11 protein-coding genes are annotated in these 17,456 nt (G+C 45.3%); 8 read left to right on the top strand and 3 right to left on the bottom strand.

Annotated elements, in window-relative coordinates:
* The first annotated feature begins 28 nt into the window (after positions 1-28).
* The 4 genes from QUA34_RS17670 to rpmB all read left to right on the top strand — a co-directional run bounded on the left by QUA34_RS17670 (position 29) and on the right by rpmB (position 4,413).
* Positions 29-259, top strand: a complete 231-nt coding sequence (locus QUA34_RS17670; protein ID WP_333234509.1) for a hypothetical protein — start codon at positions 29-31, stop codon at positions 257-259.
* Between the two features lie 188 nt (positions 260-447).
* The gene (rppB, locus tag QUA34_RS17665; protein ID WP_333321654.1) at positions 448-1,779 is read left to right on the top strand and encodes a two-component system sensor histidine kinase RppB; all 1,332 of its coding nucleotides are present in this window, start codon (positions 448-450) and stop codon (positions 1,777-1,779) included.
* A 253-nt stretch (positions 1,780-2,032) separates the two neighbouring features.
* On the top strand, positions 2,033-4,021 hold the full coding sequence (gene htpG / locus QUA34_RS17660; protein ID WP_333388686.1) for a molecular chaperone HtpG: 1,989 nt from the start codon (positions 2,033-2,035) through the stop codon (positions 4,019-4,021).
* Positions 4,022-4,176: 155 nt separating this feature from the next.
* A complete protein-coding gene (gene rpmB / locus QUA34_RS17655) occupies positions 4,177-4,413 on the top strand; it encodes a 50S ribosomal protein L28 (protein WP_006634309.1) in 237 nt (78 codons plus the stop codon).
* A gap of 84 nt (positions 4,414-4,497) precedes the next feature.
* Here rpmB and QUA34_RS17650 read toward each other — a convergent pair whose 3' ends face one another.
* From QUA34_RS17650 to proS, 3 genes are all read right to left on the bottom strand, one after another.
* Entirely contained in the window at positions 4,498-6,558 is a 2,061-nt protein-coding gene (locus QUA34_RS17650) for an adenylate/guanylate cyclase domain-containing protein (RefSeq protein ID WP_333388684.1), read from the bottom strand.
* Positions 6,559-6,671: 113 nt separating this feature from the next.
* A complete protein-coding gene (locus tag QUA34_RS17645; RefSeq protein ID WP_333321649.1) occupies positions 6,672-9,644 on the bottom strand; it encodes an adenylate/guanylate cyclase domain-containing protein in 2,973 nt (990 codons plus the stop codon).
* Between the two features lie 419 nt (positions 9,645-10,063).
* Complete coding sequence (gene proS / locus QUA34_RS17640) at positions 10,064-11,869, bottom strand: proline--tRNA ligase (protein WP_333321647.1); 1,806 nt, start codon at positions 11,867-11,869, stop codon at positions 10,064-10,066.
* Here proS and QUA34_RS17635 point away from each other — a divergent pair.
* From QUA34_RS17635 to QUA34_RS17620, 4 genes are all read left to right on the top strand, one after another.
* On the top strand, positions 11,868-12,269 hold the full coding sequence (locus QUA34_RS17635) for a hypothetical protein (protein WP_333321645.1): 402 nt from the start codon (positions 11,868-11,870) through the stop codon (positions 12,267-12,269). The genes proS and QUA34_RS17635 overlap by 2 nt on opposite strands.
* A 45-nt stretch (positions 12,270-12,314) precedes the next feature.
* Positions 12,315-13,331 carry a hypothetical protein gene (locus QUA34_RS17630; RefSeq protein WP_333388680.1) on the top strand — a complete coding sequence of 339 codons (1,017 nt, stop codon included), beginning with the start codon at positions 12,315-12,317 and terminating at the stop codon, positions 13,329-13,331.
* An 84-nt stretch (positions 13,332-13,415) separates the two neighbouring features.
* The gene (locus tag QUA34_RS17625) at positions 13,416-13,610 is read left to right on the top strand and encodes a hypothetical protein (RefSeq protein WP_445242829.1); all 195 of its coding nucleotides are present in this window, start codon (positions 13,416-13,418) and stop codon (positions 13,608-13,610) included.
* A 454-nt stretch (positions 13,611-14,064) separates the two neighbouring features.
* Positions 14,065-17,196 carry an MFS transporter gene (locus QUA34_RS17620; RefSeq protein ID WP_333321641.1) on the top strand — a complete coding sequence of 1,044 codons (3,132 nt, stop codon included), beginning with the start codon at positions 14,065-14,067 and terminating at the stop codon, positions 17,194-17,196.
* Positions 17,197-17,456: the final 260 nt, after the last annotated feature.

Genomic DNA, 17,456 nt, shown 5'->3' with positions numbered 1-17,456 from the left:
AGAAAACTCGATAGTCAAAATGACTGCTATGAAAGATTTAATCCAACAAGAGCTAGAAAAGCTCGATCTAGAACAACTCAAACAAGTATTTGAATTTATTGCCTTCCTAAAATTCCGTGCCCGATTAGCTACTATTCCAGCAATCGATGAAACTAACTTAGCTGCACTCTACGGCGAATTTGCCGAAGAAGACCGACAACTTGCGGAACTCGGAATAAGCGAATATGCAGAACTCCTAAAACATGAGGATTTGGCATGACAGCCAAATATAAAAAATGTATTATTACCTGGAAATGTTTATTTTTATAAGACTTAGACACGGGTGTCATAAACCTGATTATTTAAGAGCTTATTCTCTCTTTTCTCCTCCTCTGCGTTCTCTGTGGTAGGAAAAAAAATATCATCTTCAACTAATTACCAATTACAATTACTAGCAAGATATGAAAGGTGAATCAAAATAAACTATTTAATCGAACTCGCTGGCAATTAGCCATTTCCTATGCGGCTGTAATGGGTTTGATTTTAAGCTTGTTGGGATTTGGGGTATACAAGGCGATCGCCCACGCTCACTGGGTAGCCATAGACCGGGAATTAGAATCGGTAGCCGGGACGCTACACGACAGCCTAGAACTCAAATTGCAGCAGCCCGGACGCTTGGAGCCAATAGTAAACGAACTTTTGCCCAACCTCCGCCTAATGGGAGTTAAAGGCATTACAGAACAGTTGCCAAGCCGCCATATTTTAAGCGCTATCAACCAAGGCTATTACTATATTCGTTTATTTGATGATTCGGGCAAATTAATTGCTACCGCAGGCGCTTATCCCGAAGAATTACCACCAGCATTTAACTCCCAATACTGGCAAACAATAACTGATACCAAAGGCAATGTTTACCACCAAATTTCTGTAGCGCTACACACCCAAACACAGCAAGATTGGGGATATTTTCAAGTTGGGCGGAGCCTGCAAGACTTCAATGATTATCTCAGTACAGTGAAATGGGTTTTGAAATTAGGATTGCCTACAGCATTGATTTTGATAGGCTTTGCTAGTTGGTTGTTGGCAGGATTGGCCATGAAACCGATTTATTCTTCCTACCGACAAATCCAACAGTTTACAGCGGATGCTGCTCACGAATTGCGGACGCCTTTAGCGGCTTCGCAGGCGACAGTAGAATCGGCGCTGTTGACGCCTCAATTGGATGAAAAAGAAGCGCGGGAAATTTTGCGAACTGTAGAGCGCCAAAACCGACGACTGACTCAGTTAGTGGCTGATTTGCTGCTACTGGCTCGCATGGATAATCAAGTGATACGCGATCGCCCTCAATTGTGTTGTTTGAATGACCTTGTTAGCGATTTAGTAGAGGAATTGGCAGCTTTGGCGATCGCCTCAAAGGTAGCCCTAACATCCGAAATGCGCGTACAGCAGCAATTAAATGTTGTCGGCAATTCCGACCAACTTTATCGCTTAGTTGCTAATTTAATTGTTAATGCCATTCAATACACTCCGGCGGGCGGGAAAGTAACAGTTATTTTAGATTGCAATCACATCGAGGCGATCGTTCAGGTTCAAGATACCGGTATTGGGATCGCCGCGGCAGATTTAGAGCGAATATTCGATCGATTTTACCGAGTCAATAGCGATCGATCGCGCCATACCGGCGGTTCGGGACTGGGATTGGCGATCGCCCAAACCATTGCCCGGGCACATCGTGGCAGCCTCAGCGCCAGCAGCGAATTGGGGCAGGGCGCTACTTTCCTGCTGCGGTTGCCTTTGTGAGCTACTATGTGAGGGAAACTGACATCTTGCACCATCCTCAAGAACAGGCTTTCCGGCCTGTTCCACAAAGAGTGATTCTTGTTGTGGGGTGGGCATCCTGCCCGCCCGTCAAAGGCTGATTGAGAATTGTGCAAGATGTGGGGAAAACCGAATCATCTTTTTGTGGTAATCCCTTTTGCAGAAGAGAGCACGATCACCGAAAATCATTAAATAGCTATTTCTCAGCAATTAGCAGTCATCAGAGAGAAAAATTATGACAGTTTTAGAACAGGGAACAATCTCCATCCATACCGAGAATATTTTCCCGATTATCAAGAAGTCGCTATATACTGACCACGAAGTCTTCTTGCGGGAACTAATTTCTAACGGAGTGGATGCCATTGCCAAACTCAAAATGGTTTCTCGTTCCGGCGAATACGGCGGCGACATGGGCGAACCGCAAATCACCATAGCGGTCGACAAAGAAAACAAAACCCTCTCAATTTCCGATAACGGCATCGGCATGACCGCCGATGAGGTAAAAAAATACATCAACCAAGTCGCTTTCTCCAGCGCAGAAGAATTTATTCAAAAATACCAAGGCAACGGCGACGACGCAATCATCGGTCACTTTGGTCTAGGTTTCTACTCTTCTTTCATGGTGGCGAAGAAAGTAGAGATTGATACTCTTTCTTACCAAGAAGGCTCCCAAGCAGTACACTGGTCTTGCGACGGGTCTCCCGCTTTTGAACTATCAGAATCTTCCCGCACGGAACGCGGCACTACTATTACTCTTACTCTCCAAGACGAAGAACAAGAATATTTAGAACCCAGTCGCATTAAGCAGTTAATCAAAACTTACTGCGATTTCATGCCAGTTCCCATCAAATTTGAGGGAGAGGAACTCAACAAGCACAAAGCAATTTGGCGGGAATCAGCCAGTAACTTGCAAAAAGAAGATTACTTAGAACTTTACCGCCACCTTTACCCGTACCAAGACGAGCCGCTGCTGTGGGTACACCTGAATACAGATTATCCTTTTATTGTCAACGGGATTCTTTATTTTCCAAAACTGCGGCCGGATGTCGATGTTACCCAAGGCAATATTAAGCTATTCTGCAACCAGGTTTTTGTCAGCGACCACTGCGAAGAAATTATCCCGAAATTCTTGATGCCGCTGCGGGGCGTTATTGACAGTACCGACATTCCGCTGAACGTTTCTCGCAGTTCTTTGCAAAGCAATCGCACTGTGCGGAGAATCGCTGATTATATTGCGAAAAAAGTGGGCGATCGCCTCAAAGAAGTCTACCGCGACGACCGTAACGAATACATCCGCTGCTGGCAAGATATCGGCACTTTTGTCAAGTTCGGAACTCTCAACGATGACAAGTTCAAAAAGCAAGTCGAAGATATTTTAATCTACCGCAGCACCTACGAACCAACAGCCGAGAAGCCAGAAACTGTAACGCCCGAAGTTCAGGTGCAAAGTGAGGAAGGAGATTTGTGGCAGGATGTGACTCCGAAGTCGGAAACTTCTACTTCGACGCAACCTTACACGACGCTGAAAGAGTATTTGGAACGCAATCAAAAACGCCATGAAAATCGCGTGTTTTATTGTACCGATCCTGCCTCTCAAGCAACTTACGTGGCAATGCACAAAAGCCAAGGTTTAGAAGTGCTGTTTATGGATTCTTTCATCGACACGCACTTTATCAGTTTCTTGGAACGAGAACACTCAGATGTCAAATTCTCGCGGGTTGATTCCGACATCGACGACACGCTAATTGACAAAGAAAAAGAAGCGGAAATTGTCGATCCGGCGACGAATAAAACTCGCAGCGAACAAGTTAAAGAAATGTTCCAAAAAGCTCTCAATAAGCCGAAAGTGAACATTCGCACAGAAGCTTTGAAGTCTGACTCTGCGGAGGGGACGCCACCTGCGATCGTACTTTTGCCGGAAGATGTGCGCCGGATGCGGGACATGACGGCGCTTTTGCGGCAGCAAGCGGCCGAATTCCCCGAAGACCACGTTTTGCTGGTGAATACGTCTCACCCGCTGATTCAAAATCTGGCGAGTTTGAGTCAGGGTGCGATTATTCAAGGCGGCGGGGAGTCTCCGTCAAGTCAGTTGGCGAGTATGATTTGTCACCACGTTTACGACTTGGCTTTGATGGCCCAGAAGGGTTTCGATGCTGAAGGGATGAAGGATTTTGTCGAGCGATCGAATCAAGTCTTGACAAAGTTGACTGAACGTGCAATGTAATTAACCCCCCCAACCCCCCCTTGCTAAGGGGGGGAGTAAGAGTTTATTTCTATTGGTAAAGGGATAAGTCAAGCCTTCTTCCTTCTTCCTTCTTCCTTCTTCCTTCGGGTATAATAAAAGGCTGCACGCAAAAAAACGGTAATCTGGAGGGCAATATGTCACGGAAATGTCAGCTAACGGGAAAGAAGGCGAATAACGGTTTTGCAGTTTCTCACTCGCACCACCGCACTCACAAATTGCAAGACGCCAATTTGCAGTGGAAGCGGGTTTGGTGGCCACAGGAGAAGCGCTGGGTAAGATTGCACCTTTCTACAAAAGCAATTAAAACCTTGCAACACAAGGGTTTGGAAATCATGGCGAAGGAAGCTGGAATTAACCTGTACAAGCTTTAAAAAACTTGGCTAAATTAAAATGAGGGCGATCGCACATTTGAGAGTGCGATCGCCCTTATTTTTAGAGAAAAACCTTTACTAAAGCTATTTTCGGCATTGTAGTAAATAAGTAGTCATCTGACCTTTGCCTTTAACTTCGATCGCGCCGCGGTTTTCAAAGGAATACTTTTCTCGCAACTGCTGATAAGTTGTCTCTGTTACGTGAATGCACCCCGGCAAGCCGTGAGATTCCATGCGGGAAGCAGTGTTAACGGTGTCTCCCCATAAATCGTAAATAAATTTTTTAATTCCAATAACTCCGGCAACAACCGGGCCACTGTTAATGCCGATTCTGATGCTGAAATCTTGATTGTGGAGATTGCTGAAGTCAGTAATTGCCTGCTGCATATCGAGGGCCATTTCTGCGATCGCCTCTGCATGAGCCCTGCGAGGAATGGGCAGACCTCCAACTACCATGTAAGCGTCGCCAATCGTCTTAATTTTTTCCAATCCGTGCTTTTCTGCTAGGTTGTCAAATGTCGAAAAGATGTCATTCAGCAAGGCAACTAATTGCGTTGGAGAAACTCGCGAACTGAGTTGAGTAAAGCCTACTATGTCCGCAAATAAGACAGTAACATCAGCAAAAGTGTCGGCGATCGTACTGTCTCCCCGCTTCAACCGATTTGCTATTTCTTCAGGCAAAATATTTAACAGCAAGCGTTCTGATTGTTCCTGTTGAACTCGCAGTGCACTTAAAGTCTCATTCAGAGCATTAGTTCGTTCTTTCACTCTAAACTCTAACTCGTCATTCAGCTTTACAAGCTGCATTTCAGCCCGCCTGCGGTCTGTGATATCCGTACCGATTGCCAGCATTCCCGCGAACTTTCCTGCCGCGTCAAACAGCGGTTTATTTGCCCACGATACCCAAACGCGATCGCCGTTGCGCCGGATACTCTCATTTTCATTGCGCGTATATTGTTCTGGGTTTTCCAAAATATCTCTCAACTTGGCTGCCAAGTCATTTCCTCTTGTATCTCTCTGGGGAATGATTGTTCCCACGGCGTTTTTGCCAATTATCTCTTTTTCATCGTAACCAAAAAATTTCTGTGCAAATTCGTTAAAAAAAGTAATATTTCCTGCCCTATCTATTTTTAAAATAATGCTGTTAGCATTTTCCACTAATTCCCGATACTTAATTTCGCTTTGGCGCAGCGAATTTTCGGCTGAGGCGCGTTCGGCTACTGTCGCCGCCAACAGCAGCGATGTAACTACAATTACGCTCATAAAAGCCTGCAAAAATAAGATTGCCTGATTGATATTTTCCGCTTTGGCAATAAAGGGGCCACCTCCCTGAGAACCTCCCCAAATGGCGATACTGGATACAATGAAAGATGCTAAAACCGCCCCTACCTGACCGAATTGAATGGTTGCCCAAATTACCAAGGGAAATGGCAAGTATTCGAGGGGATAACCGGACAGATTACTTTCACTTTTTGAGTTGTATACTAGCCAACTGACTGTTACTAATAACACCAAGCATATGGCGGCACTGATTCGATTTACAATTGTTTGAGAACCTGTATTTTGTGAAGGAGTTGGCGCTGGTTTTGGGCTGTATATAATCAACAGCAGGGGAGTAAAAATTAAAACTCCTAATGTATCTCCGAGATACCAATTCCATCGAATGTGCCAATATTCGCTCCACTCAACTAAACCAGTTACACAGAGCCGAAGCGTGCCGAGAGTGCAGTTAATTTGAGTGGCAACTACAGCCCCGCAGAAAACTAAATTGACTACATCTATGAGCCGCTCTAGTGACGGGCGAAACTTTAGTTTCTGCAACAAACTAAATGCGATCAAAGCTTGCAGACAAGCACTTAAGGCAGATACTAATCCACTTATTAAGGATACTTTTTGGTTAATAGTATCGAAAAAGAAAACCCCTAAAGCTATTCCCGGCCACACCTGCCGCCCGAACAATAAAAGTGCAGCTTGTGCAATTCCTGCGGGTGGCCAGACGCACGTACCTAATGTATTTACGCCTGGGATTGAAACAGCTATTTTTGCTCCCACAGCGTAAGCAAAAGCAATGGCAGATACTCGTGCTAAGTATTGCCAATTTCTAGATTGAGGAAATCGCAGAAACTGAATTTTTTGGGGAATCATACTGAGGGTTAGATTTTTAACTAACTATAGCAACCGCGCCCGAAGATTAGGTAATTCTTAATTTTGAAACATGACTTCTTATATTGCTTCTTCCTTCTTCATTTTTTTTTATGCTATAACTTGATGCCTGTAAGAAAGTAAGTGTTCATCTCGCCTTTGCCTTTAACTTCGATCGCGCCGCGACTTTCAAATACATACTTGTCCTGCAATATATCATAAATTGCAGAGGTGACTTGAATGCACCCCGGCAAGCCGTGGGATTCCATGCGGGAAGCGGTGTTAACTGTGTCTCCCCACAAATCGTAAATAAATTTTTTAATACCGATTACTCCAGCGACAACTGGGCCGGTGTTAATGCCAATTCTGATGTTGAAATCTTGATTGTGGATATTACTGAAGTTAGTAATTGCCTGCTGCATATCGATCGCCATTTGGGCGATCGCCTCTGCATGATCGCTGCGGGGCATCGGCAATCCTCCTACAACCATGTAAGCGTCGCCAATGGTCTTAATTTTTTCCAATCCGTGCTTTTCTGCTAGGCGATCGAATGTGGAAAAAATGTCGTTAAGCAAAGAAACTAATTCTGGCGGAGAAATTTGGGAACTAATTTGGGTAAAACCGACTATATCTGCAAATAATACTGTTACTTCGGCAAAAGTATCGGCGATGATGCTTTGGTCTTGTTTTAATCTGTCGGCAATGGGTTGTGGTAAAACGTTTAACAGGAGACGATCGGATTTTTCTTGTTCTAAGCGCAAAGCTGCTTCAGCTTGTTTGCGAGTTGTGATATCTTGAACAGTACCTTCGTAATAAAGCAAATTTCCGTAGGAATCGCGCACGGTATAAGTATTTTCCGAAATCCAAATTATGCTGCCATCTCGGCGGTAAATTTGAGATTCAAAATCCGATACTTTGCCTTGTTCTTCTATTAAGCCGACAATTTCTGCCCGGCGTTCGGAGTCAACATAAAGCTGTTGGCTAATATCAGTTAATGTGCCGACCAATTCCTCGCGTGAACTGTAACCGTAAATGCGAAGCAAAGCAGGATTGGCGCTGAGATATTGCCCATCTGGGGTAGTTTGAAAAATGCCGACGATCGCATTTTCAAAGATGCTGCGGTATTTTTCTTCAGCTTGCCGCAGCGCTTCTTCAGCCCGCTGGCGTTCTCGCGCTTCCATTGCGAAAGTTACAGAGTCTGCTAGAGAAACAGCGAAACTTTGTTCTTCAATCGTCCAAAAGCGGGGCATTCCTACGTGTTCTAAACAGAGAACTCCTGCTGTTTCTCCGCCTATTTGAATCGGCGTATCTAGCATAGAAGTGATGCCCAAGGGAATTAGGTAAGATTCCGCAAATTCTTTAGTTCTAAAATCGTTTTGCGCGTCAAAGGAAGCAATTGCGCGTTCTTCTCGCAGTATTTGAAAATAGACAGGATAGTCTGCTGCTGCTAATTTCAAACCGTGTGAGTGTTGGTTGAGAGTGCGATCGAACAAATCTAGGCACTCCATCTTGGATTTAGTGCGATCGTACAGCCAGACGCTCGATCGGGCAACTTCCAGAGTACGGCTAGCAGTTTCAGTTATTTCTTGAAGCGCTTTTGTTAAGTCGCCTTGATTCAGCGCTTTATTTTTGGCTAAATCAATTAATGCCGATTTCTGTTTTTGTAGCTGAACTTCGCTTTGTTTCAGGGCATTTGTCCGCTCTTCAACTCGGATTTCCAGCTTTTCATTAAGCTTTTGCAACGCTATTTCAGCTTTTCGGCGATCGGTGATATCTGTCCCGATGCAGAGGATGCCCAAAAGTTTGCCCGCTGAATCAACCAGCGGTTTATTTGCCCAAGATACCCAAACGCGATCGCCACTGCGCCGGATATTTTCATTCTCATAGCTGGTAAAGCGATCGGGATTTTGTAAAAGTTGACTATAAACCAACTCTAAGTTATTCCCTTCCATGTCCGTCTGTGGAATAATGGTTCCCAAGGCATTTTTTCCCAAAATTTCTTCCTCCTTGTAACCAAAGAATTTTTCGGCAAATTCGTTAAAAAAAATAATATTGCCATCAGCATCCATTTTCAAAATAATACTGTTAGCATTTTCTACCAATTCTCGATACTTAATTTCGCTCTCCCGCAGAGAATACTCTGCTGATGTGCGTTCAGCTACTGTCGCTGCCAATAAGAGCGAGGTAATCGTAATTACACCCATAAAAGCTTGCAAAAATAAGATAGCCTGATTAATATTGTCAGCTTTGGCTGTGAAGGGCCCCCCTCCATGAGAACTGCCAAAAATTGCGATGATTGAGACAATAAACGATGCTAGGACAGCGGCTCGCTGACCGAATTGAAGCGCCGCCCACATTATCAAAGGAAACGGCAAATATTCCAGGGGATAACGAGAAATAGAAGCTTCTTGTTTCGACTCAAAGACCAGCCAGCTCACCCCAATTAATAATATTAACCATACTCCTCGCTCAATTAAATAATTTTTCTTTGTTTCTGTTTGTATTTTTAAACGATCTCCTGCCAATTGAGGACGAATAAATATTAAAATTAAGGGAGTTATAATTAAAACTCCCATTGTGTCTCCCAACCACCAATTCCATCGAGCAGACCAATATTCACTCCACTCTATTTTTCCAGCTAAATATAGAGAAAACACCCCAATAGTGCAACTGATTTGAGTAGCAATTAGACCGCCAAACAAGATTAAATTAATTACATCTTTCAAGCGCTCGATAGAGGGACGAAACCGGAACCAGCTCAGGACAGTTACTGCAAAAACAGCTTGCAGAATCGCCCCGGCGTTTCCTCCCAGCCAAACCACGAATATTTGTTCATTTGGGTTAACCAAATTGAGCAAAAATGTGCCCAAAACTATGGCAGGCCAGACTTTACTCCCAAACAATAAAAGTCCAGCTTGTGCAATTCCTGCGGGTGGCCACACCGAGGCAGCAAAAGGATTGACACCTTGAATTGAAATTGCTAGCCTCGCTCCCACGGCGTAAGCAACAGCAACGACAGTTACTTGGGCCAAGTACCGCCCAATTCGGGATTGAGGGAATCGCAGAAACTGATTTAGGTTCAGATTCATACCGAGTTTTAAGTTTTAGATAATTTCACATCTCAAGGAAGTTCGGCAACGGATTCTGTAACGGATGTCATGGATGTCATGGATGTCAGGAAGAGGGAAGTTCGGCAACGGATTCTGTAACAGATGTAACGGATGTAACGGATGTCATGGATGTCATGGATGTCATGGATGTCAGGAAGAGGGAAGAGCATCTCATATTATTTGTAAAAACACTTCTTCTGGCTCCTTCTTTCTTCCTCTTTCCTCCTCTTTCCTCCTCTTTCCTGCTGCATCCTGTCTCCTGCCTCCCAACTCCAATTTCTAGCTGGCTGCTTTCATTGAGATGCTCCCAAGAGGGGAGCTAATGTAGGGTGTACACCGCGCACATTGCGAGCCTAAATGTAGGTGCGCCTAGCGCGCACCTTACGGGTTAAAAAGTCTTAGTTGATGGCGGCTTCAATCCACTGTTTTAAAGTAGAATTTACTTCATCAAGAAGAATTTCATGTGATTTGTGAGTGGCTCTTTCCACGACTTCAACTTTGCCTGCTTTCAGCGAACGGCCCGGAACAATGCGATAGGGAATGCCGATTAAATCAGCATCTTTGAATTTGACTCCGGCTCGTTCATCGCGGTCATCTAGTAACGTTTCAATGCCCGATTGGTTGAGTTCTGCGTAGAGTTTTTCGGCGACTTCTACTTGTTGGGCGTCGGAAATATTAGGGATGCTAATGATGGCGTGATACGGGGCGATCGCCACTGGCCAAATTATCCCGTCTTTGTCGTAGGATTGTTCTACGGCCGATTGAGCTAGCCGCGACACGCCGACGCCGTAGCAGCCCATAACAAAGGGCATTTCTTCGCCTTGTTCGCTGGTGTAGGTAGCGCCCATTGCTTGGGAGTATTTGGTTCCTAATTGGAAGATGTGGCCGACTTCGATGCCTCTGGCGCTTTGCAAGGTTTGTTCGGGGTTGTGCACGGCCCGATCGCCCTTTTTGGCTGTTCTGACACCCACAACCGTTGCTGGTAGAGGAAATTCTTTGTTCCAATTAGCACCGACAACGTGGTATCCTGATTCGTTTGAACCGGTGACAAAGTTTGTCAGGTCAACTGCAGTGCGATCGACTAAACGCAAAAACTTAGAGTTTACCTGCTTGCTTCCAGCGATATAATCATCACCAACATCGGGAGCCATATAACCGAGAGGTAAAGATTTAGCTGCCCATTTCCGCTGAGCTTCCGCATCGGGAACAGTCAAAAATAAAACAGTTTTAGCTTGATAATTGCCCGCTAACTTCGTCAACTCATTCAGCAACTTTACCTGATTCACATCTTGGTCGCCGCGAATGCTTACCAATACCAAAACAGTCATGCCATTGTCGTAAACAGCTTGGTAAAGCACATTTTTGACAACTTGCGTCGGAGAACATTTCAAAAAATTGCAAAGTTTATCAATTGTTTCAGTTCCCGGCGTTTCCCGCTTTTCAAAAGTTGCAAATGGCGACGGTTCAGCATCAGCAGGCATCGATACAGCCTTTTCCACATTAGCTGCATACTGACCATCTTCAGTATAAAGAACTTCATCTTCTCCCGCTTCAGCCAACACCATAAACTCTTGAGAACCAGAGCCACCAATTGCTCCAGAATCAGCATCTACTGCTCGGAATTGCAAGCCCGATCGGCGCAGCATATTGCTATAAGCTTGAGCCATATCCTGATAAGTTTTTTTCAGACTTTCTTCGTTAGTGTGGAAAGAATAGCCATCTTTCATAATGAATTCGCGACCGCGCATCAACCCGAAACGCGGGCGAATTTCATCGCGGAACTTAGTTTGGATTTGATAAAGATGTAAAGGCAATTGCCGATAGGAACGAATCATATCTTTAGCAATTGTAGTAATCACTTCTTCGTGAGTTGGGCCCAGTCCCAATTCTCGCTGCTGCCTATCTGTCATGGCAAACATAATACCTTCAGCTTGAGTGTAGGTGTCCCAGCGACCGGATTCCCGCCACAAATCGGCCGGTTGCAATTGCGGGAGGAGACATTCTTGAGCGCCGGTAGCGTCCATTTCTTCGCGGACAATTTGAGATACTTTTTTGAGAACTCGCCACATTAAAGGTAGATAAGCGTAAATTCCGCTACCGATGCGCCGGATGTATCCGGCACGGAGTAATAATTTGTGACTGGGAATTTCTGCTTCTGCCGGGTCTTCGCGCAGGGTAACAAAAAGCATTTGAGAGAGTCGCATGGCTGATTTCCTTAAAATACCGGATGATTGTAATCTCAGATTAACTTCTGATATTATCAGAGGTGAGGCGGATTTGATTAAATATATGAATAAAATTTGGCAAAACTACGAAAAAGGTATGGCAGTATTTGATAATTGTCACTCTCCTACGGTGCAATCTCAGTGGCTTGCCTTAAAAGATGAAATAGGAGAATTTGTTCGAGAACCTAATTTAAGCGAAATTTGGGATATTGTTCATGCTGCTGGTCGATTGCTTTACAAAATAATCGGAATTCCTTTACATTTGCTTGCCTATCCTACTGTTCGCAAACACAGTCAACGTTTCGAGGATTACGGCTGTATTCGCAGCCTTCGCAACTGTGAGGGTAAATGCTGCAAACAGTTGACAGTTGACAGTTGACAGTTGATGGCGAGGTTTTTAAACAGTTGATAGCTAAAAATTATCATGACTAGATTCATCCACGACCAATTTGCTAAACAGTATTTGAAAGAACTATTAACCCCTCTCGGTAATGTAGAAACCAGCCGGGATGTCGCTGGAGAAGTGAGGCAGGTTGACGTTTTATTTTCCCCGAAAGCCGAACCGGAAGTCGAAGCAACAGCCCTCGGCATTTTGGGTCAAATCGCAGCAAAACCCGCTGTATTTGAACCCTTCCGCAGCCCAGTCCAAATCGGAGAAATTCGCAGTTGTCTGGGCAAACTCTTCGATATCCACGGCGAATTTGAACGGGCCGCAGCTAGAGAAAATACCCGGATTGCAGAGGCAGACTTGCCCCAACTCTGGATACTGTCGCCGACTGTTTCCGATACGATGCTAGCTGGATTTCGAGCCATTCCCGAACCGGAAAATTGGGTAAATGGAGTTTATTTTCTGGGCCCATCTCTGAAAGCAGCGATTATTGCCATTCACCAACTGCCCCGCACTCCAGAAACGCTGTGGCTGAGAGTTTTGGGGAAGGGAAACGTGCAGAAGCAAGCGGTTGCCGAATTGAGAGAATTACCCTCAGATAATGTGTTTCGGTTGAATGCGTTAGAATTGTTGTACAACTTGCGAACGATATTAGAAGTACGTCAAGACATAGATCGAGAAGATCGGGAGTTAATTATGGAACTGTCACCCCTCTACTTGCAACGGCTGGAAGATGCAACGCAGCGAGGTATCCAGCAAGGTGTCCAGCAAGGTATTCAGCAAGGTATGCAGCAAGGTATCCAGCAAGGTATCCAGGAAGGTATTCAGCAAGGTATTCAGCAAGGTATCCAGGAAGGTATTCAGCGCGCTCAACGCCTGATAGTAGAGAATCTGCTACAAGTAAAATTTGGCGAGATTGATGAAGAATTAGCTCAAATAATCGAGCCTTTGATTCAGCTAGAACCCCTCGATCGCACGCGACTGATTATGCAGCTCGAACGCTCTGAATTACTAGCTCGTTTCGATGAGTCGAAAAACCAACCGGAATCCTAACTCAGCAGCGCGCTCTACGATATGTAGGGGGCGCTAAATATCACTTTACTATTTATTATATATCGAGAAAATCGGGAGTTAATTATGGAACTGTCACAACTCTATTTACAACGGCTTGAAGAAGCAACTCAGCAAGGTATTCAGCAAGCTATCGAGCAAGGTATTCAGCAAGGTATTCAGCAAAGTAAACGCCCGATAGTCGAGAGTCTGTTACAAGTGTATTTTGGCAATATAGATGAAGAATTATCCCAACTAATCGAGCCTTTAATTCAACTATAACCCATCGAGAGCGCGAATGATTATGCAGCTCGATCGATCGCAATTACTCGCTCGTTTTGAGCCGGAAAATCAAACGGAATCCTAACTCGCTAGCGCACTCTACGATATGTAGAGTACACCACATCGCACTTTACTACTATTTAGAACTGGTGGCGATCGCCCCCCGCCTCAAACTTGCCACTTTTATGCGAACTCTGCTGCTATTAGTCCCAGAAAGACTGATTTCTGACTTTAGACGGATTTATTTTTTAGCTTCCACAGCCATAATAAGCAATAAGGATGAGATAACTAGAGAACTGATTTACTACTCATCCCAATTTCACAAATAAGGCTTTCCGTAAGATAAAGCCGAACCAAAACAAACCATCATCTAAAGATTACAAAATCCCCTATAAAAAAGTTGGGGATAATTTTCGCCATGCCGAGTTAGGCATAAAAAATTAGGAGGTAAATTATGTTTGAAAGCGAGTTATTAATGTCGCTGTACAGTCCCAAATTCAATATTGCCCAAATGCCAGTAGAAATGGATGTGCCATTTGACCACCCCGATATCGGAGGGCTGATGTTTTTAAGCCCGCAGTTTTTCGTGGCATTAATCGCCGGAGTCATTATGGCTTTCGGCTTCCAATTCCTGTTAACAAATTTCTCGATCGCTGCCAAAATCTCAAATTGGGACGAGGCTTTACCCGACGATGACGATGATGATGAGTCGGAAAGTTTAGGCAGTAAAGTTCGGAAAATCGAAGGTCTAGTCGGGGGTTGGATTTTAGTCACCGTTAACCTGGCTTTATTTTTGGCTTGTTTTCTGGCGGTCAAACTAACTTCAATTGCCTCGGTAGACGGAGCGGCAATTATTGGTGTAGTCATTTGGTCGGCGTACTTCTTAACGCTGGTGTGGCTCGGTTCTAGCGCCGTCGGTTCCATGATCGGTTCCTTGATAAAAACTGCTTTTTCCGGCGTTCAAGGCGTCATGGGTACTGCTGGTGCAGCGATCGGCGGCAAGATGGCCAGCGACCAAATGGTCAATACTGTAGAGGCATCTGTTGCCGCTGTACGCCGCGAGTTGAGTTCGGCTGTAGACCCGGAGAGCATTCGCGAAACACTGCAAGATTATGTGGGTTCTTTGCAGTTACCGAAACTAGATGTTAAGGAAATTCGCGGTCAATTTGAAAAGTTGCTGGGCGATGCAGATATCAAATCTCTTGCGGGAAGCGACGTTCTGAAGAATGTTAACCGCCAGACTTTTGTGGATTTAGTTAAGAGTCGCACAGACTTTTCTCAAGAGGAAATAACTCAAGTTGCTGACCAACTCGAAGGCGTTTGGAAGCAAACTTTCGGCAAGCAGCAAGAGCAGAAAGACCCGAATTTAGAGTTGGTTGATTTTCTCAAGTTTGCGGCTCCCGATTTGCTGAAGTCTGACGAACTCAACGCCAAGCTGTCTCAAATTCTGGAAAGTAGGGAAAACAAATCGAAATCCAGCAGCGGCATGAAGCGAGCGATGCAGTTGGGTGTCGAATCTCTTGTGGGCACTGTTTTGTCGCGGACGGATTTGTCTGATTTGGATGTTGAAAAAATCTCTGGTCAGTTGCAGCAACTGACAGCCAAAGGGACGGAACAAGCTAAATCTTTGGCTTCTAAGGTGGGCGACAAAGTGCCTGCGCTGCCTTTCAATACAGCTAAGGCTGATGTGGAAAACTACTTGATGAATGCCCAACCTTGGCATCTCAACCGGGAGACAATCAAGCAGGAATTTAGGGATGTGATTTACGACCCGGAAGCTTCTCCGGGGGCCGTTTTGCGCCAGTTAGAGCTGTTTAATCCCGATTATTTTGTAGGGATTCTCAGCCGCCGTGAGGGGTTTGCTCCTGAACAGGTGACGGAAATTGCCGAACAGCTTGAAGGTGTCCGACAAGAAGTGTTGGAAATTGTGCAAGCTGCTGCAGGTGAAGAACAGTCTCAAGATTTGCGGAGCCGGATTGAGAATTATTTGCGATCGACCGGCAAGGAAGAATTGAATCCTGAAGGTATCGAGCGGGATTTCCAAGCGCTTTTGGAAGATCGGGATGCTGGTTTTGAGGCTTTGCGCGATCGCCTTTCGCAGTTTAACCGCGATACTTTGGTGCAGTTGCTCGGTCAGCGGGAAGATTTCAGTCCAGAGGAAGCCGATCAGTTAATTGGGCGGCTCGAAAGTTCGCGCGATCGCGTGATTTCTAGAGCTCAAGAATTGCAAGAGCAAGCGCAATCGAAAGCCCAAGAATTGCGACAAAAGGTAGAAGACTATCTCCGCAATACTAATAAGGAAGAGCTCAATCCTGAAGCTATCGAGCGCGAGTTTCAAACGCTGTTAAACGACCCGGAAGCCGGATTTAAAGCGCTGAGAGAACGCTTGTCTCAATTCGACCGCGATACGCTGGTGCAGTTGCTGTCACAGCGCCAAGACCTCAGCGAAGAACAGATCAATCAGACTATCGACCGGATCGAATCTGTGCGCGATAACATTATCCACGCGCCGCAAATGGTGGCAGATAGAGCTAAGCAACAGTACGAGGAAGTTACTGCAAAAATTGGCGAGTACCTGCGGAATACAAACCTGGAAGAACTCGATCCAGAAGGCATCAATCGAGATTTAACTCAATTGTTTGAAAATCCGAAAGAGGGTGCTTTGGCACTTCGGGATAGACTTTCTCAGGTCGATCGCGAAACTTTGGTCAAGTTGCTGTCCCAGCGGGAAGATTTGAGCGAAGAACAGATCAATCGGACGATCGATCGCGTGCAAGATTCGATTCGCAGCATCGTGAAATCGCCCCGCCGCTTGGCATCTCGCGCTCAAAAAACAGTCCGGGATTTCCAAGGCAGTTTGGAAAATTACTTGCGGAATACGGACAAGGAAGAACTCAATCCTGAAAGCATCAAACGCGATTTGCAGTTGCTGTTTAGTGAGCCGGGAATGGGGATGCAAAGTTTGGGCGATCGCCTGAAGCACTTCGATCGATCGACTCTGGTAGCATTGCTGTCGCAGCGGGAAGACATCTCGTCCGAGGAAGCTAACAGAATTGCCGACCAAATTGAATCTGTCCGCAACCAAATTGTCGAACAAGTTCAAATGGTTCAGGACAAGTTCCAGTCAGCAATGGATGGTATTTTCGGGAAAATCCGGGATTACCTCAATTCGCTCGATCGACCAGAACTCAACTACGAAGGCATCAAGCGGGACTTGCGTAAAGTGTTTGATGACCCGCAGGCAGGATTTGACGCGATTAAAGAGCGTTTAGGTGAGTTCGATCGCGGTACTTTAGTTGCCCTGCTGAGTTCTCGTTCCGATATTTCCGAGACAGACGCTCACCGAATTGTTGACCAAATGGAAGGAGCCCGGGACAGCGTTTTATTGCGTTCAGAACGCCTGCAAAATGAAGCCAAAAAACGCATTAAACAGCTCAAAAACAAGACCAAGCAGCAAGCAGAAGATGCGCGCGAAGCCGCAGCAACTGCTGCTTGGTGGCTGTTCGGTACGGCTCTGACTTCTGTGGTTGTTTCGGCTTTGGCGGGAGCAATAGCAGTCAACGGGATTTCGGGTTTGTTTAGCTAGATTTTCCACCAATTGGAAATAAAGTTCTCCTGATTCTAGGCTGGCTATTTGCCAGCCTATTTTCTTTGGAATAATATCAGAGTCCTTCAGGATTCTATAGTTGGCGGAAATACTCTCGATAAATCGAGCGCCAAGTCGTGAAAATAAGGCAGATTAACAGACTCGTTGGGCAGAAAAATCAGGTAGAAGTTCACGGGGGTAGCAAAAACCCAAAAAATCTGATAAGGTGAGGCACATGGAGAAGACAGTGCCGGAATTAA

Origin of the sequence: Microcoleus sp. POL10_C6 (assembly GCF_036701585.1) — a bacterium.
GTDB lineage: Bacteria > Cyanobacteriota > Cyanobacteriia > Cyanobacteriales > Microcoleaceae > Microcoleus.
This window is presented reverse-complemented; position numbering and strand designations above follow the sequence as displayed.

Bases quoted from the DNA above. Each gene is read 5' to 3' on its own strand.
- QUA34_RS17645 (WP_333321649.1), bottom strand. From the start codon at position 9,644: ATGAATCTGAACCTAAATCAGTTTCTGCGATTCCCTCAATCCCGAATT.
- QUA34_RS17620 (WP_333321641.1), top strand. From the start codon at position 14,065: ATGTTTGAAAGCGAGTTATTAATGTCGCTGTACAGTCCCAAATTCAAT.
- QUA34_RS17650 (WP_333388684.1), bottom strand. From the start codon at position 6,558: ATGATTCCCCAAAAAATTCAGTTTCTGCGATTTCCTCAATCTAGAAAT.
- QUA34_RS17635 (WP_333321645.1), top strand. From the start codon at position 11,868: ATGGCTGATTTCCTTAAAATACCGGATGATTGTAATCTCAGATTAACT.
- QUA34_RS17630 (WP_333388680.1), top strand. From the start codon at position 12,315: ATGACTAGATTCATCCACGACCAATTTGCTAAACAGTATTTGAAAGAA.
- rpmB (WP_006634309.1), top strand. From the start codon at position 4,177: ATGTCACGGAAATGTCAGCTAACGGGAAAGAAGGCGAATAACGGTTTT.
- QUA34_RS17670 (WP_333234509.1), top strand. From the start codon at position 29: ATGAAAGATTTAATCCAACAAGAGCTAGAAAAGCTCGATCTAGAACAA.
- proS (WP_333321647.1), bottom strand. From the start codon at position 11,869: ATGCGACTCTCTCAAATGCTTTTTGTTACCCTGCGCGAAGACCCGGCA.
- QUA34_RS17625 (WP_445242829.1), top strand. From the start codon at position 13,416: ATGGAACTGTCACAACTCTATTTACAACGGCTTGAAGAAGCAACTCAG.
- htpG (WP_333388686.1), top strand. From the start codon at position 2,033: ATGACAGTTTTAGAACAGGGAACAATCTCCATCCATACCGAGAATATT.